The organism is Streptomyces sp. NPDC048603, from assembly GCF_043199475.1.
Classification (GTDB): domain Bacteria; phylum Actinomycetota; class Actinomycetes; order Streptomycetales; family Streptomycetaceae; genus Streptomyces.
In genome coordinates this window covers 356,406-373,492 of the sequence record NZ_JBICVY010000007.1, presented here as the reverse complement: position 1 = coordinate 373,492, position 17,087 = coordinate 356,406, and the positions used below count along the sequence as shown (strand labels likewise).

Annotated in this window: 8 protein-coding genes; 1 reads left to right on the top strand and 7 read right to left on the bottom strand. The window is 74.4% G+C overall.

Annotated elements, in window-relative coordinates:
- The first annotated feature begins 246 nt into the window (after positions 1-246).
- Positions 247-4,143, top strand: coding sequence for a multifunctional oxoglutarate decarboxylase/oxoglutarate dehydrogenase thiamine pyrophosphate-binding subunit/dihydrolipoyllysine-residue succinyltransferase subunit (locus ACGFQ9_RS19685; RefSeq protein ID WP_393575160.1), 3,897 nt, complete (start codon positions 247-249; stop codon positions 4,141-4,143).
- A gap of 82 nt (positions 4,144-4,225) precedes the next feature.
- Here ACGFQ9_RS19685 and ACGFQ9_RS19680 read toward each other — a convergent pair whose 3' ends face one another.
- From ACGFQ9_RS19680 to ACGFQ9_RS19650, 7 genes are all read right to left on the bottom strand, one after another.
- Positions 4,226-5,851, bottom strand: coding sequence for an alpha/beta hydrolase (locus ACGFQ9_RS19680; RefSeq protein ID WP_393575158.1), 1,626 nt, complete (start codon positions 5,849-5,851; stop codon positions 4,226-4,228).
- Between the two features lie 192 nt (positions 5,852-6,043).
- Complete coding sequence (gene fxsT / locus ACGFQ9_RS19675; protein WP_393575156.1) at positions 6,044-9,022, bottom strand: FxSxx-COOH system tetratricopeptide repeat protein; 2,979 nt, start codon at positions 9,020-9,022, stop codon at positions 6,044-6,046.
- Between the two features lie 71 nt (positions 9,023-9,093).
- On the bottom strand, positions 9,094-10,485 hold the full coding sequence (locus ACGFQ9_RS19670; protein WP_393575155.1) for an HEXXH motif domain-containing protein: 1,392 nt from the start codon (positions 10,483-10,485) through the stop codon (positions 9,094-9,096).
- Positions 10,482-11,870, bottom strand: coding sequence for an FxsB family cyclophane-forming radical SAM/SPASM peptide maturase (locus ACGFQ9_RS19665; protein ID WP_393575153.1), 1,389 nt, complete (start codon positions 11,868-11,870; stop codon positions 10,482-10,484). Before ACGFQ9_RS19665 ends, ACGFQ9_RS19670 begins: the two co-directional genes overlap by 4 nt.
- A 173-nt stretch (positions 11,871-12,043) precedes the next feature.
- Positions 12,044-12,244, bottom strand: a complete 201-nt coding sequence (gene fxsA, locus ACGFQ9_RS19660; protein WP_393575151.1) for an FxSxx-COOH cyclophane-containing RiPP peptide — start codon at positions 12,242-12,244, stop codon at positions 12,044-12,046.
- 123 nt (positions 12,245-12,367) lie between these two features.
- A complete protein-coding gene (locus ACGFQ9_RS19655; protein WP_393575150.1) occupies positions 12,368-16,072 on the bottom strand; it encodes an SAV_2336 N-terminal domain-related protein in 3,705 nt (1,234 codons plus the stop codon).
- A gap of 6 nt (positions 16,073-16,078) precedes the next feature.
- Complete coding sequence (locus ACGFQ9_RS19650) at positions 16,079-17,083, bottom strand: AAA family ATPase (protein WP_393575149.1); 1,005 nt, start codon at positions 17,081-17,083, stop codon at positions 16,079-16,081.
- Positions 17,084-17,087: the final 4 nt, after the last annotated feature.

Here is a 17,087-nt window from a genome sequence, read left to right as displayed (position 1 = left end):
GAGGTACGGAGATGATCTCGGCCACATGTGCCGGGGATGCGTCAGGGGTGCGAAGCCAGGGGGTCGCAACCTCGCTGCCCCCTACCCGAACCACGCTTGTTTCCCGCCATTCCAGACCTCGAAACCCGCCGTTCGATGTGACCTGCGCGACGTAAGTCTCGCCCGGCCTGCATCTGACCGCCGGGGAGGCGTAGCCTTTATTCCCGCTGTCCATACCTTGTGAAGCGGAAGAGGGCGGTTGCCGCCGTGTCGCCACAGTCCCCCAGTAACCCGACCACCACGACCGAAGCAGCAGAGGGCGGGAAGACCCCTGTCTCGGGCTTCGGTGCCAACGAGTGGCTCGTCGACGAGATCTATCAGCAGTACCTCCAGGACCCGAACTCGGTCGACCGGGCCTGGTGGGACTTCTTCGCCGACTACAAGCCGGGGGGCGCTGCCGCCCCGGTGAAGGCGGAGCAGTCCACGACGACGGACGGCGCCTCCGCACAGGCCGCCACCACCGTCAACGCGACCGCGCCCGCGACCCCGGCCGCTCCGGCCGCCGCCGCTCCCGCCCCGGCCGTGCAGACCGCCGACGCAGCCGCCACGGGGGCGGCCGGCGCCGCGCAGCCCTCTGCACCCGTGTCAGCTCCTGCCCCTGCTCCTGCCACCCCCTCTGGTGCCCCTGCTGTGACTGTCACCTCCCAGACCCCGGCCGCCGCACCGGCCCCGGTCGCTCAGGTCCCCGCCCCCGCTGCCGCCGCCAAGGCCGCGCCCGCCACCGAGGCCCCCCAGGGCCCCGAGCTGGTGACGCTCCGCGGCCCGGCCGCCGCCGTGGCGAAGAACATGAACGCCTCCCTCGACGTGCCGACGGCCACCTCGGTCCGCGCCGTCCCGGTGAAGCTGCTGTTCGACAACCGGATCGTCATCAACAACCACCTGAAGCGCGCCCGGGGCGGGAAGATCTCCTTCACCCACCTCATCGGCTACGCGATGGTGCAGGCCATCAAGGCCATGCCGTCGATGAACCACTCCTTCGTGGAGAAGGACGGCAAGCCCACCCTGGTCAAGCCGGACCACGTGAACTTCGGCCTGGCCATCGACCTGGTGAAGCCCAACGGCGACCGCCAGCTCGTCGTCGCCGGCATCAAGAAGGCCGAGACCCTCAACTTCTTCGAGTTCTGGCAGGCCTACGAGGACATCGTCCGCCGCGCCCGTGTCGGCAAGCTGACGATGGACGACTTCACCGGCGTCACCGTCTCGCTGACCAACCCCGGCGGCCTGGGCACCGTGCACTCCGTGCCCCGCCTGATGCCCGGACAGTCCGTGATCATGGGCGTCGGCTCCATGGACTACCCGGCCGAGTTCCAGGGCACCTCCCAGGACACCCTGAACAAGCTGGGCATCTCCAAGGTCATGACCCTGACCTCGACCTACGACCACCGGGTCATCCAGGGCGCGGCCTCCGGCGAGTTCCTGCGCATCGTCGCCAACTACCTCCTCGGCGAGGACGGCTTCTACGACGGCATCTTCGAGGCCCTGCGCATCCCGTACGAGCCGGTCCGCTGGCTCCGGGACATCGACGCCAGCCACGACGACGACGTCACCAAGGCCGCCCGCGTCTTCGAGCTGATCCACTCCTACCGGGTCCGCGGCCACGTCATGGCCGACACCGACCCGCTGGAGTACAAGCAGCGCAAGCACCCCGACCTGGACATCACCGAGCACGGCCTCACCCTGTGGGACCTGGAGCGCGAGTTCGCGGTCGGCGGCTTCGCCGGCAAGTCGATGATGAAGCTCCGCGACATCCTCGGCGTGCTGCGCGACTCGTACTGCCGCACCACCGGCGTCGAGTTCATGCACATCCAGGACCCCAAGCAGCGCAAGTGGATCCAGGACCGCATCGAGCGCCCGCACTCCAAGCCGGAGCGCGAGGAGCAGCTGCGCATCCTGCGCCGCCTGAACGCGGCCGAGGCGTTCGAGACCTTCCTGCAGACGAAGTACGTCGGCCAGAAGCGCTTCTCCCTGGAGGGCGGCGAGTCGGTCATCCCGCTGCTCGACGCGGTCATCGACTCCGCGGCCGAGGCCCGCCTCGAAGAGGTCGTCATCGGCATGGCCCACCGCGGCCGCCTGAACGTCCTGGCGAACATCGTCGGCAAGTCCTACGCGCAGATCTTCCGCGAGTTCGAGGGCAACCTCGACCCGAAGTCGATGCACGGCTCCGGCGACGTGAAGTACCACCTGGGCGCCGAGGGCACCTTCACCGGCCTGGACGGCGAGCAGATCAAGGTCTCGCTGGTCGCCAACCCCTCCCACCTGGAGGCCGTCGACCCGGTCCTGGAGGGTGTGGCCCGCGCCAAGCAGGACATCATCAACAAGGGCGGCACGGACTTCACCGTCCTGCCCGTCGCGCTGCACGGTGACGCGGCCTTCGCCGGCCAGGGCGTGGTCGCCGAGACCCTGAACATGTCGCAGCTGCGCGGCTACCGCACCGGCGGCACCGTCCACGTCGTGATCAACAACCAGGTCGGCTTCACCGCCGCCCCGGAGTCCTCGCGTTCCTCCATGTACGCGACCGACGTGGCCCGCATGATCGAGGCGCCGATCTTCCACGTGAACGGTGACGACCCGGAGGCCGTGGTCCGCGTGGCGCGGCTGGCCTTCGAGTTCCGCCAGGCGTTCAACAAGGACGTGGTCATCGACCTCATCTGCTACCGCCGCCGCGGCCACAACGAGTCGGACAACCCGGCGTTCACCCAGCCGCTGATGTACGACCTGATCGACAAGAAGCGCTCGGTGCGCAAGCTGTACACCGAGTCCCTCATCGGTCGCGGCGACATCACCCTGGAAGAGGCCGAGCAGGCGCTGCAGGACTTCCAGGGCCAGCTGGAGAAGGTCTTCGCGGAGGTCCGCGAGGCCGCCTCGCAGCCGCTCGTGGGCGCTCCGGTGCCGACGCCGCAGGCCGAGTTCCCGACCGCGGTTCCCACGGCCGTCTCCTTCGAGGTGGTCAAGCGGATCGCCGAGTCCCAGGTGAGCGTCCCCGAGGGCGTCACCGTCCACCCGCGTCTGCTCCCGCAGCTGCAGCGCCGCGCGGCGATGATCGACGACGGCACCATCGACTGGGGCTTCGGCGAGACCCTGGCCTTCGGCTCGCTGCTGATGGAGGGCACCCCGGTCCGGCTGTCCGGCCAGGACTCCCGCCGCGGCACCTTCGGCCAGCGGCACGCGGTGCTGATCGACCGGGAGACCGGCGAGGACTACACCCCGCTGCTGTACCTCTCCGAGGACCAGGCCCGGTTCAACGTCTACGACTCGCTGCTCTCCGAGTACGCGGCCATGGGCTTCGAGTACGGCTACTCGCTGGCCCGCCCGGACGCGCTGGTGCTCTGGGAGGCGCAGTTCGGTGACTTCGTCAACGGCGCGCAGACCGTCGTCGACGAGTTCATCTCCTCGGCCGAGCAGAAGTGGGGCCAGACCTCCGGCGTCACCCTGCTGCTGCCGCACGGTTACGAGGGCCAGGGCCCGGACCACAGCTCCGCCCGCCCCGAGCGGTTCCTGCAGCTGTGCGCGCAGAACAACATGACGGTGGCCATGCCGACCCTGCCGTCGAACTACTTCCACCTGCTGCGCTGGCAGGTCCACAACCCGCACCACAAGCCGCTGATCGTCTTCACCCCGAAGTCGATGCTGCGTCTGAAGGCCGCGGCGTCGAAGGCGGAGGAGTTCACCACCGGCTCGTTCCGTCCGGTCATCGGCGACAGCACGGTCGACCCGAACGCGGTCCGCAAGGTCGTCTTCTGCGCCGGCAAGGTCTACTACGACCTGGAGGCCGAGCGGGAGAAGCGCGGCATCACGGACACCGCGATCATCCGCATCGAGCGCCTGTACCCGCTGCCGGGTGCCGAGCTCCAGGCCGAGATCGCCAAGTACCCGAACGCCGCGAAGTACATCTGGGCGCAGGAGGAGCCGGCGAACCAGGGTGCGTGGCCGTTCATCGCGCTCAACCTGATCGACCACCTGGACCTGGCGGTCGGTGCGGACATCCCGGCGGGCGAGCGCCTGCGCCGGATCTCCCGCCCGCACGGCTCGTCCCCGGCGGTCGGTTCGGCCAAGCGCCACCAGGCCGAGCAGGCGCAGCTGGTCAACGAGGTCTTCGAGGCCTAAGCGCCCCGGAAGCCACGGCATACCGACAAGGCCCGGCCTCCCCTTCGCGGGGAGGCCGGGCCTTCGGGCTGTGCGGGAGCGGTCAGAACCGCGGGGTGCCCTGCGGAAACGGCATCGGCTGCCGGTCCTGGGACGGGCTCGGGGCCACCCGGCGCGAGGCATCGGCGGGCGGGTTCTTGCAGGTCAGGTCCTTGGCCGGCAGCCGGCCCGTGGCCAGGTAGTCGTTCACCGGGGCGTTGACGCAGGAGCGCGGGTCGAACAGGTACACGGCGTGTCCCTCACCGCCGGCCGCGAGCACCATACGGGAGCCCTTCAGGGCACGGTGCATGCCCTGGCCGCTGACGAGGGGGGTCTGCGAGTCCCACTCGTTCTGGACGGTCAGCACGTTCGCCGGCTTGTTCATGGGGGTGGCCGCCTCGGCCGGCCGGTCCCAGAACGCGCACGGCTTGATGTTGGAGGCCATGTCCCCGTACAGCGGGTACTTCTTCTTGTCCGCCGCCGCGTCCCGGGCGTACTGCTCGGTGTAGCGGGGCCAGGCTGCGGTGTCCCCGCACACCACGGCCCAGAAGACCGCGCTGCCGTTGTCCGCCGGCACCCCGGGCTCCGCGCCCGTGGCGCGGCCGGCGTACGCGTCGGCGATGAGCGTGCCGGGCAGCAGCTTCCTCAGGTCGTCGGCCGCGGCCTGGTTCTTCGGCATCGGCTTGCCCTCGGCCGCGGCCTTGAGCTGCTTGATGACGTCGGATGCCTGCTGCGGGTAGAAGAAGAGCGCCCGGCCGGCCCGGATGTCGTCGCCCTTGAGCTTGCTGCCGAAGAAGTCGATCGGCTTCCGGTCGGCCTGGGCCACCAGTCCCCAGAAGGTCTTCGACACCGCCTCCGGGGTGCTGCCGAGCCCATAGGCGGCGTTCCGCTCGGCCGCCCACCGGGTCCACCGCTGGTATGCGGGTTCGGCCTCGGTCGCCCACACCTGGATCATGCCGCGCCAGGCGCGCTGCGGGTCGACCGCGCTGTCCAGCACGAAGCGGTCGGTGCGCTGCGGGAACATCTGCGAGTACACGGCGCCGAGGTAGGTGCCGTAGGAGTAGCCGACGAACGAGGTCTTCTTCTCGCCCAGCACGGCCCGGACGGTGTCCATGTCGCGTGCCGTATTCCGGGTGGTGATGTGCCGGAGGACGTCGCCGGACTTCTCGCGGCACTTGTCGGCGACGGTGCGCGCCCAGGCGACGTCGGCGGCGTAGGTCCCCGGCCGGTAGGCGCGGTCGAAGTTCTGCTCGGCCTCGGTGAGCCCGCAGGTGATGGGGCTGCTCTTGCCGACGCCGCGGGGGTCGAAGCCGATGAGGTCGTACTGGTCCCGGACGTTCGCCGGCATCTGCTGGTGCATCAGCAGCGGCATGTCGAGGCCGGGCCCGCCCGGCCCGCCCGGGTTGGACAGCAGGATGCCCTGCCGCTTGGCGGGGTTGGTGCTCTTGATCCGGGATATCGCGAGGTCGATCTTCCGGCCCTCGGGGCGCCGGTAGTCGAGCGGGACCTTCAGGGTGGCGCACTCGTACGCGGCCGGCTGGTCGGCGGCGCAGCGCTGCCAGTTCGGCTTCTGCTTGAGGTACGCCGCCTCCGCGCCCGCGGCGGTGGCCTGGGTCGCGGTGAGCAGGGGCACGGTGGTGGCCATGAGACCGGCGGCGGCGAGCAGCTGTGCGAGGGGTTTCCGGCGCAACAGGACCGTCCTTGGGTTGGGCTAAGTCGCTTACCCGTTCACCCTGTTGCACGCGGAGGCGCGGCGAATCATCCCGGAGGCCCGGTCCGTGTGCGTCTCGCGAATGATCCGGAAACCGGACAACTGGCCGACATGCCGACACAGGCCCCCCTTTCGGCCTGCTAGGACCCGGCGTGATCGGCAAGACACCCCCTAGGGCTGGGGCTCGAAGTCCCAGTACGGGCGCACGCGCTGACGGGCCGACACGGTGTGGACGTGCTGCGGGCCGAGGGTGCGGGCGAGGGACTTCAGGCCGGCGTCCTCGTGCTTGGCTGCCTCCTCCATCCGGCCGGTGGAGCGGAGGTCGGCCGCGAGGGCGATCTGCGCGGTGAGGGTCATCGGGTGGTCGGTGCCGAGGACCCGTTCCGCGGTCCGCAGGGTGTCCCGGCTGAGGTCCAGCGCGTCGGCGAAGCGGTCGGTGATGTTGCGGCAGCCCGCGGCGTTGACGGCGCAGCCCAGGGTCCACGGGTGCCGGTCGCCGAGGGCGCCGCGCATGCCGACGAGGGCCTGTTCGCAGAGGCTGAGGGCGGCCTCGCGTTCGCCCTGGGCGCGCAGCACCAGGCCGAGGTTGCCGACGGTGCCGATGCTGTACGGGTGGGCGAGGCCGAGCTGGGTCTGGTAGCCGCGGACCACTTCCTCGGAGATCCGGCGGGCCTCCTCGATGTCCCCGTACTCCCGCAGGTAGGTGGCGTAGTCGGAGGCGACCATCAGGGTCCAGGGGAACTCCGCCCCGTGCACGCGGGTGGAGCGTTCCCAGACGCTGCGCAGCCGGGCGCCGGCGCCCGGGATGTCGCCGGAGCGGCGCAGGCACTGGCCGAGGTTGTGTTCGGCGCGGAGGGTCTGCGGGTGGTTGGTGCCGAGCACGGCCGCGTTGAGCTTGAGGCCCTGTTCCTGGCGGGCCAGGGCCTCCCGGTAGCGGCCCATCAGGCGCAGGCCCATGGCGCAGCCGATGCCGCTGGAGAGGGTGGCGATGTGCCGGACCCGGAGCACCCGCTCGCGGCGGCGCAGGGTGTCGAGGTCGGCCTCGTAGGACTCCTGGTAGCGGCCGAGCAGGCGGAGTACGACGGCCACGTTGTTCTCGGCGTTGAGGGTCATGGAGTCGTCCTCGCCGAGCAGTTCCCGGTAGGAGACGAAGCAGTGTTCCAGCAGCTCCCTGGCCTGTTCGAACTTGGCGGTGTTGAGCAGGACCGCCGCGTACGTGCTGATGGCGCGGAGGGTCTCCAGGTCCCGGTCGCCGCGCTCGGCCCGGAGCCGGTCGGCGATCGCCTTGCTGAGGACCTCCGCCCGGCGGAAGTGGCCGAGCATGCGCAGGGCGCCGCCGTAGTGGTAGCTGAGTTCCCGCACCTGGTCGTGGTGCTCGCCGAGCATGGCCCGCCAGGCGGTGTCGGTCCGTTCGGCCAGCCGCAGGCAGGTCCGGTACTCGCCGGCCAGGATCAGGTAGCGCAGACAGCGCAGCAGGAAGTTCTGGATGCGCGGGTTGGAGCTGGTGAGGACCCCGGCCGGTTCCAGGTGCGGGATCAGTTCGGCGTAGCGGGGCCAGAGGCGGGAGTCGGTGGGCCGGCCGGGGTCGGCGGCGGCCAGCACCTGGCGGACGGCGCGGGAGAGCGCGTCCGCCTCCTCCTCGCCGAGGTTCTCCCGGACGATGCCGTGCACCATCCGGTGCAGCTGCACGGTCTCGGTGCCGCCGCCGCCCTCCTCCACGGCCAGGTCGGAGTACTCCAGCCGGACCACGGAGAACTGGACCAGTTTGTTGAGGGCCGCGTTCCACCGGACCTGGTCGTTGATCAGCCCGGCCAGCTGTTCGGGCACGTCGTCGAGGGGGAACTCGCGGAGCAGCCGCAGCGGCACCCGGCCGGGCGCGAAGAACACGAACAGCCGGAGCAGGGAGAGGGCGTCGGGGAAGTTCTCCCGGACGTTGTTGAGGAGTATGGCCAGCGCGGTGGGGAAGGGCAGCGGGTAGTCCTCGGAGACGGTGACCGCCTCGCGGGAGTCCAGCCGGCGCTGGAGGAGGGTCAGGTAGTCCCCGACGGTGAGCGGGGAGTCGGCGAGCCAGCCCGCGGTCTGGTCGAGGGCGAGGGGGTAGTCCTCCAGGGCCTCGGCGAGCTGGTCGGCCTCCTCGGCGGTGAGGCGGAGGGCACGGCGGCGGATGAAGGTGATGGACTCGGGCCGGGCGTAGAGCGGGACCTGCACGAGGTTGGTGCGGCGGGACGCCCATTCGTGGTTCCGGGAGGTGATGATCACGTCTCCGGCGCCGGAGGGCAGCAGGTCGGTCAGGTCGTCGGGGTTGTCGCAGCCGTCGAAGACCATCAGCCAGCGGCTGTAGGGGTTGCCGCGGCGCAGGGCTTCGAGCACGGCCCGGATCTGCTCGCCGTAGCTTCCGGCGCCGCGCGGCAGGCCGAGTTCGGGGGCGAGGTCGGCGAGCCGCTCGCGGAGGGTGGGGCGGTCCTCGGCGGGCACCCACCACACCACGTCGTACTCGGAGGCGAACCGGTACGCGTATTCGGTGGCGATCTGGGTCTTCCCCACGCCGGACAGGCCGAGCAGGGTCACCACGGAGGCGCCGGGCGGGGCTTCGGCGAGCGCTTCCCGGAGGGCGCCGATGACGTCGTTGCGGCCGGTGAAGCGGGGGTTGCGGCGGGGCACCCGGCCCCAGACCTCGGGCGGGTCGTTGGGGAAGCGGGGGCCGCGGCGGCCGCTCTCGGCGCCGACCCGGTCGGTGGGCAGCTCCAGCCGGCGGAGCACCCGGTACTCCGCCTCGTACGCGTCCAGGCCCCACAGGTCGGTCTTCTCCAGCGCGGCCACGGCGGTGGGCAGCGGGGCGTCGGTGAGGGAGACCGCGGCGAACCGGTGGGGGTGCGTCTCGGTCACCGTACGGAGGGCGGTGTTCCACTCGTCCTCGGTGTGGGTGCCGGCCGAGAAGTAGCGTTCGCTGAGGACGACGAGGATCTTCCCGCCGGCCCGGGCGAGGTCGTCGAGGGCCTCGGTGAGTCCGGGGCTGCGCTGCGGGTCCCAGCGCTGGAGGGTGACGCGGTGGCCGTGTTCCTCCAGCCGGTGGGCGATCCACACGGCCCAGGGGCGGTTGAACCCGGCGAAGCTGATGACGAAGCGCTGGGCTTGCACGGCGAGGGTCATACGGGCCGTCTCCCTCTCCCTCGGGTCCGGGGTGTGGGCGGGAACAGAAATGTAGCGCAGGTCACAGTCCGTCAACCTCGTGCGGAGGCGGCGAGTTCGGGGTGTGCCTCGCACCAGGCCCGGCGCTCCTGTTCCAGGGCTCGGCGGGCGGTGGCGTGCTGGTCGGCGGGGGGCGGCAGTTCGTCCATGGTCCGTTCGGCCTCGACCATGGCCGCCACGAACTCCCTTCCGGCTTTGGTGAGTCGGGTTTCGCTCTGCAGGACGGGGAGGACGGCGGCGACCTGGGCGCGGCAGCGGGCGTGACAGGCCCAGGCGGCCCGGGCGCCGTAGAGGGCGGCGCGCTGCCAGTAGCAGGCCAGGGCCAGATGGGCGTACGCGCCGTGCAGGAGCCCTTCCAGCGGGCGCGGGTCGGCGCGCCAGGGCGCCCAGTAGCGGGCGGTCCCGTCGCCGGTGTGCAGCGGCAGGACGTCGGTGAGGGCGCCCAGTTTGCCGTGCTGGGTCTCGTGGACCAGGGTCGCGGCGAGGGCGGGCGGGGCCTGGCCGCGGACGAGGACGGACCCGGCGGCGGCCGGGAGGGTGGCGCCGGCGGAGCGGGTGCCGCCGGCCAGCGGCACGACGGAGCGCAGCAGTCCGGCGATCTCCCCCGCCCGCGCGGTGTCGTAGCGCTCCAGCAGGGTGAGGGCGCCGGTCCACTGGGTGTCCCACCGCTTGTGGCCCTTGGGGGTGAGGCGGCGGGCGGGCCGTACGGGTCCCGGGCTGCCGGGGACGGCCCGGTACGGGTCGAGGTCGTCGAGGGCGGTGCGGCCGCCGGGCAGGGCGTGCAGCGGCAGCACGGCGGGATGGTCCGGGTCCCAGGCCCCCTCGGAGAGCGGGACCGGGCCGAGCCGGTGCGGGCGCAGCAGACCGAGGGTGGGCAGCGCGATGCGGCCCTGGACGGGGCGCAGGGTGATCTCGAAGGGGATGCCGGCCCGCAGGGCGGCCGCGGCGGCGAGGGACCCGAGGTGGGCCAGGTCGGCGGCCGGGCCGTCGGGGGCGTGCAGCCGGCGCAGGGTCTCCTCGGCCCAGACCCCGGTGGAGGGGTAGAGCAGCACGTCGCGGACGGCTCCGGGGTCCTGCCGTTCGGCCGCCTCCAGCAGCTCCCAGTGGGCCCCGGCCTCCCCGCCGGCCGGCGCGGCGTCGAGCACGGCCCGGAGCAGCACCAGCCGCTTGGACCACCGCACGTCCCGCACCAGCGCCATCCCCTCCGGGGAGGGCTCGGTGGAGGCGAGCGCCCGCAGGGTGCGGGCGGACACCCGGAACCCTCCGGGCACGACCCGCCCCGCAGGGGTGTCCGCGGGACGGGCGGCCGCGCCGCCGCCGGGCGCGGGGACGGGCGGGCCCGGTGCCCCGGGCTGCCGCTGCCCGGGCACACCCGGCCCGGTCCCGGTCCGGGTCCGGCCGCGCGTGATGTCGTCCGCCGTCATGAGGTCGCCTCCCGGTCGTGGCCGGCGGTGGTCCGGTGGTCCGCGACCGGCCGCCCGGCCCCGGCCGGCCGGTGGGCGGGGGTACGGGCGGCGGCGGTCCTGGCGGTCCGGCCCGGCCCGGTGGGTTCCGGAGCCGGGTCCGGCCCCCCGGTGGCGGCCGTGGCGGCGGTGTGGAGGGCGGCGGCCATGTGGCGGATCAGGTGCTGGAGGTCCGCGCAGTAGACGGACGGCTGGCGGAAGCCGAGGCCCTCGCGGTAGCGGTGGGGGTAGTGGCCGCCACCGCAGACCGCCACCAGTTCGCAGGAGCGGCAACCGGCCGGGAGCGCGGCCCGGCCGAGCTGGCGGGCGGCCATCCCGGGGTGGTCGAGGAGGTCGTCGAAGCTGTCCCGGGCCAGGTGCAGTCCGGTCGCGGCGGCGCCCTCGTAGGCGGACTTGAGGGAATCGGCCTGTTCCAGTGCGCCGTCGGTCTCGATCACCGCGGTGGCGGCGGGGGTCAGGCCCAGGGATTCGGTGGCGGCGGGCAGGCCCAGCAGCAGGGCGATGATCTCCTCGAAGAGCCGGATGCGGGTACGCCGGACGCCGTCGTGCCACCAGCGTTCGAACACGGCGATCAGCCAGTCCGCGTACGGGGTGGCACCGGGTCGGGAACCGGGCGGCGGGGTGCTCCAGTTGGCCAGCGGCAGCAGCAGCCCGATCGCGGGCGGGCCGAAGCCGAGCAGGGACTCGTACGTCTCCACCGGGTCCTGGGCCGGGTCGACCACGCACAGCAGGCCGGCGTAGCTCTCGGGGCGGCGGGCCAGCAGCCGCAGGCCGCGGGCGGCGGCGGCGAATCCCGGCCGCCCGGCGTGGTCCACGCGGCGGGAGTTGTGCGCGGGCAGACCGCCGTCGAGGCTGACGCCGACCCGGATTCCGGCGGCGGCCAGCGCGTCGAGGCGGCGCGGGGTCAGCAGGGTGCCGTTGGTCTGGACGCTGGCGGTGACCCGGGTCCCGGGCGAGCGGCGGGCCAGCTCGGCGCGTATCTCGGTGACCGGCGCGGTGAGTTCCGGGGCCGGGGCGAGGAGGGGTTCCCCGCCGTGCAGGACCAGGTCCACCCGGGGCAGTTCGTGGGCGGTGGCGTGATCGGCGATGCGGCGGGCGGCGAGCCGTACCGTGGCCGGGGCCATCGTGGCGGGCCGGTCCCGCCAGCTCTGGTCGGCCATCGCGTACACGTAGCAGTACGTGCAGGCGAGGTTGCAGCGGCTGCGGGTCTTGAGCACGAACTGCCGCACCGGGTGCGGGCGGTGCCCGGCCGCGCGCAGGGCCGGGACGTCCAGCCGCTGGTACGGCCACGGGGCGTGCCGGTGGTGTGCGGGCAGCGCGGAGGGCCGCACGGTCGTGTGCCTCATCGCCTGCTCCTCTCTTCCCCGGCTGCCGCCGGCCGGCGGGGATGCCCCCGGACGGAGCCCGGGGAGTGCCCCCGTCCCCGGCCGCCTCCCCCTGGGCCGGTCCCGGCGGATTGCCCATCCCTGCCCTTCCGATGCGCGCGGCTAACGGCGGAATGTGGTCAACCGGTGGCCGGTCAGACGACTCCGGAGTCGAAGGCGTTGAGGATCTCCGCGGGGTGGGTGACGCGCTCCACCATGCTCTCGATCACCTCGGCGAGGACGGGGTGGTCGATGCCGCGGAGCGCGGCCAGGTCGAAGCCGGACAGGTCCGGCAGCTCGCCGGGGCACCGGCGGGCTGTCACGCCGCCGCCGGTGTGCTGAGTGTCGGTCACCATCCTGCTCATCTCCCCCAGTTGTGTCGTACGACTGTGCGGTCCACTCCCCTTTCCCGCGGCCCGGGCCGGGGAAACGGCGGGGCTCATGGGCCCTGGCTCATGGACTGGCTCATGGACTCTGGCTCATGGGCTCTCCAGGGCCTGGATCCGGGCGCGGACCGCCTCCCGGCGGGCCGCTTCGCCGCCCTCGTCCGCTCCGCCGGGCGTACCGGTCCCGTCCGGGCGGGTCCGGTCCGGGCCGGTCCCGTCCGCGCCGGTCCCGTCCGCGCCGGTCCCGCCGTGGTCCGCTTCGAGCCGCTGCCACAGCTCCAGTGCCGCCCGGTACGCGTCCAGCGCGGCCCGGGGCCGGCCCAGCAGCTCCAGCACCTCCCCGCGCAGCTCCTGCACCCGGGCCGCGAGCCGGGCCGCGGTGTCCCCGCGACCGGCCCGGTCGGCCTCCAGGGCGGCCCGCCATGCCTTCCGGTAGGAGTCGGCGGCCAGGTCCAGCCGGTCCGCAGCCCGGGTGTGGGCGTGCAGCTCCCGCTGCACGTCCCCGTGCTCCCGCCAGGCCCGCGCCCGGTCCAGCGGCTCCGGGCTGGTGCGCACGGCCAGTTCGAGCAGGTACTCCGCCTCCCGCAGGTCCACCGGGTCACCCTCGTAGTCGTGCCGCAGCCGCAGCCCGCCGGCCAGCCGCAGCAGCCGGCGCCCGACCCTGGGATCGGACTGCGGCACCGCGGCCCGGCTCTCCCGGAGCACCCGGACGGCCGCCGACACGAACCGCCGCCCGTCCGCCGCCCTGGCCCGGTCCAGCAGGACGTCGCCCCACTCCGGCAGCAGCTCCCCGTACGCCTCCGCGTCGCGCGGGATCAGCCGCCGGGCCCGCCCGAACGCCTCGCCCGCCGCCTCCAGCGCGGCCGGATCGCCGTCCCGCGCGTAGCGGGCCCGGTGCACCCGGGCCAGGCACACCAGGGCCGCGAGCCGCGCCTCGGGATCCCCGGCCGCCTCGTCCAGGGCCGTCGCCAGCTGCCCGACGGCCTCCTCCAGCCGGGACGGCAGGTGGCGCAGGGCGCCGGCCAGCGCCACCCGCGCCGCGGCGCGTTCCAGCCGCCGCCCGGGACCCGCCCCCGGGCCGGCCTCGGGCAGCCCGTCCGTCGGCCCGCCGCCGGGCCCGACGGCGGGCCCGACGGCGGGTCCGACGGCCGGTCCGACGGCAGGCCCCACGGCAGGTCCGGCGGCAGGCCCCCCACCGGGGCCGCCGCCCAGCCCGGCCAGTCCCGCGGTCAGCCAGGTCGCGGCCTGCCCGGCCCAGACCGTGCGCGGTCCGGCCTCGGGCTCGCCTTCGGCCAGGGCCAGCAGCACCCGGCCCAGCGCCAGCGCCAGCCCGGTGCCGGCCCCGTCCGGCTCGGAGCCCGCGTGGAAGGCCAGCACCGAGTACGCCGTGTGCAGGTAAGCCGGGTCCTCCCGCAGCCCGTGAAGACGCACCAGGGCCTCCGCCCGGCGCACCGCGGCATCCGTCTGGAGCTCCCGGTCCGCCGGCAGCAGCCGTTCCACCGCCTCGAACTCGGCGTCGGCGGCGGTCAGCAGCTCCGCCGCCGCCTCCGCACCGGCCGCCACCCCGGCCCGCTCGCAGAGCACCCGCCCCAGCAGCACCCGGGCCCGCGCCCGGAGCGGCCGCTCCGCCGTCCCGGCCGGCGTCCCGTGCGCCTCCGGGACCGGCAGCCCGGCCAGCCGCCGGGCCAGCCGCTCCGCCTCGGTCAGCAGCTCGGGGTCCCGCTGCACCGTCCACATCCGCAGCAGCGCGCCCGCGAGCTCGTACTCCGCCTCGTACGCCGCACGGTCCGCGGCCCGGTCCGCCGCGCTGTCGGCCGCGCGGTCCGCCCGGTGCTGCCGGGCTCCGCCCCCGGCTCCCTCGCCGGACCCGACGCCCCGCCCCTCCGCCCGGTTCGCCGCCACCGCCCGGCGCAGCAGCGCCACCGCCTCGTGCAGGGCCCGCTGGCCGCCGTCCCGGTCGTGCGCGGCGAGCCGCGCCCGCGCGGCCCGTACGGCGGCCTCCCGGTCGGGGCCGGGGACCTCGGGCCGGGCCGGGGCCTCCGGCGGCGGCACCGGCAGGTAGCGGCGCACCACCTTGGCCGAGACCTGGGCGAAGGCCTGCGGCAGCCGGGCCGGGGGCACCCGGCCGCCCGGGTCCGGCCCGGCCTCCGGGCCGTCGTCCCGTTCCGCCTCCGCCACCCCGGTCAGCTGGGCCACCGCCAGCGCCGGGAAGTTCCGCACCCCGCGCCCGAAGTGCTGGAGCACGTACTCGGAACAGTGTTTGAGCACCAGCGCGGCCTCGTCCCGCCCCAGCGGCCCCAGCAGCACCTCCTGCACCCCGGGCACGAATTCGTACCACTGGTCGGAGGTACGCCGCAGCAGCCCGCCGAGCAGCACCTCCGCCAGGTCCGAGGGCTCCGAGTCCGGCAGCATCGTGCGCTGCACCAACCGCATCACCGGCAGGGTCAGCGGGGTCGCCGACAGGTAGACCGCCAGCTGCACGGCCCGCGGCGAGGCGGTGGAGCGGAACCGGCGCACCAGTTCGCGCGGCGGCCGGGCGGCCCGTGGCGGCGGCGCGGGCGCGCCGGGGTGTGCGGCCAGCACCCGGCCCACCTCGGCCGGCACCGGACCGGAGCCGAGCCCCGCCACCAGCCGGGCCCACGCGCCCAGCGCCCGCGCGTTCGGCGGCAGCACGGGCACGGTCAGCCCGCCCCCGGGCTCTGGACCTCGCTCGACCAGGGGGGACCCCCATGGCGGACGACCGTGCGGCTGCGGCCGGTCCGGCCGGAAGCGGAGCCCGCCCGGAGCGCCCTCCATCCGGGCCAGCGCGCCCCGTTCGGTGGGCAGCCAGGTCCGCCCCCACAGCCGCTGCGGCAGCGGCTGCACGACCACCGACGGGGTGCACTCGGCCCACCGGTGCAGCAGCCGCTGCGCCCGGCCGTCCCGCCACAGCGGCCCGGTGCAGTCGGAGACCACCATGGTGATGCCCCGCCCGGTGGGGTCGCGGAGCTGCTCCGCGGACCGCACCCCGGTGTCCGGGGACGGGCCCCGGCCCACCGCCGGGGTGCCGTCGGGCAGCCGGTGCAGGTAGTGCGTCTGCACGTCCCGGAAGGCGCCCAGCCGCTCGCACACCGCCCGCAGCTCGTCGAACATGTCCTGCCACACGGCCATCGACGGCGAGGCGTCCATCACCAGCCGGACCGTGGTCTCGCGCCGCGCCTCCGGCCGCAGCACCGGGATGACCTGGCCCAGCGCCCGGGCGCTGGCGTCGGCGGTGGCCGGTTCGTCCAGCACCAGCCGGGCGGGCGGGGCGGGCGGCCGGTGCCGCTGGAGGGCGCGCAGCGCGCGCTGGATGTCCGGGATCCGGGGCAGCGCCGCCGCGGCGGGCACCCGGACCGGCACGGCCACCGTGCCGGGCGGCAGCCCGGCCCGGTCGTCCGGCTGCTGCCCGGGGCGGCCGCCGGGTCCGCCGGGGCCGCCCGGGCGGCCGGGCGCGTAGAGGCTCAGCGGGTCGTCCTCCGGCGATGCGGAGGGGCGCACGGGCCCGGCCCGGTCGGTGTCCCGGTGCGGGTCCTGCCCGTCGGAGGTGCCCGGCGGCGCGGCCGGGCGGTCCGCCGCCCCGTCGGGCGAGGGGCCGGTACCGGCCGCTCCCCTGGTCTGCACGGCCAGCCACAGGGCGTCGGCGAGCTCCTCGGCGGCGGGCTCGAGTCCGCCGGACCGCAGGACGCCGACCAGGGCGCGCAGTCCGGGCCCCGGGTCGGCGGAGCCGTCGGGACGGGCCTCGGGGAGCGGATCGGGAGCTGCGTCGGAGGCGGTCACGGCCCGTCACCTCGGGCGGTCGAGGCGCTGGATGAGCAGGTCGGCCAGGTCCTCCCGGGTGGGCGGCGCAGCGTAGTGGGTGAGGTAGATGGCGTTGAGCAGCTGGTCGGCGGCGAGGAGCTCGGTACGGGACCGGCTGAGGAACTCGTTGATGAGTTCGGCGCCGAGCCTCGCCGCCTCCTCCCCGAGGTGGGCGCGGACCATGGTGGCGAGCCGCTTCTCGCCGGGCTGGCCCAGTCTGAGCTGGATGCAGCGGCGCAGCAGGGCGGCGGGGAACTCCCGTTCGCCGTTGCTGGTGAGGATGATGAACGGGAAGGCGCGGCAGCGCACCCGCCCGTCCCGGACGGTGACCCGGTCCCCGTCGTCGGTGAGCACCTCGACCTCGGGTTCGCGGTCGGCGACCCGTTCCAGCTCGGGGAGCGCGAACTCGCCCTCCTCCAGGACGTTCAGCAGGTCGTTGGGGAGGTCGATGTCGCTCTTGTCGAGCTCGTCGATGAGCAGCACCCGGGGCCGGGCGGCGGGCAGCAGGGCGGTACCGAGCGGGCCCAGCCGGATGTACTTGCCGATGCCGGGCGCGGCCTGGCCGGAGCCCCCGGCGATCTGTACGTCCTGCAGCCGCGCGATGGCGTCGTAGCGGTAGAGGCCCTCCTGGAGCACGGTCCGGGAGACCACCGGCCAGCGGAGCACCCGGCCGAGCCCCAGCTCGTGGGCGACGGCGTGCGCGAGGGTGGACTTGCCGGTGCCGGGGTAGCCGGTGACCAGCAGCGGGCGGCGCAGGTAGAGCGCGGCGTTGATGGCCTCCAGTTCCTCGGGTTCGGGCCGGTGGAGTTCGGCGGCGTGCCGGTGGGCGCCGAGCCGGCGCGTGGCGGTGCTGTCGGGTTCGGCCGCGGCGGGCGCGGGGGCGGTCACCGGGCCGCCGTCGAAGTCCCGCCAGGGCGGCGGGTCGGGCAGGGCGTCGATGCCGTCGTGGGGCTCACCGACGCCCCGGTAGACGAGCCACTCCTCGTTCATCTGA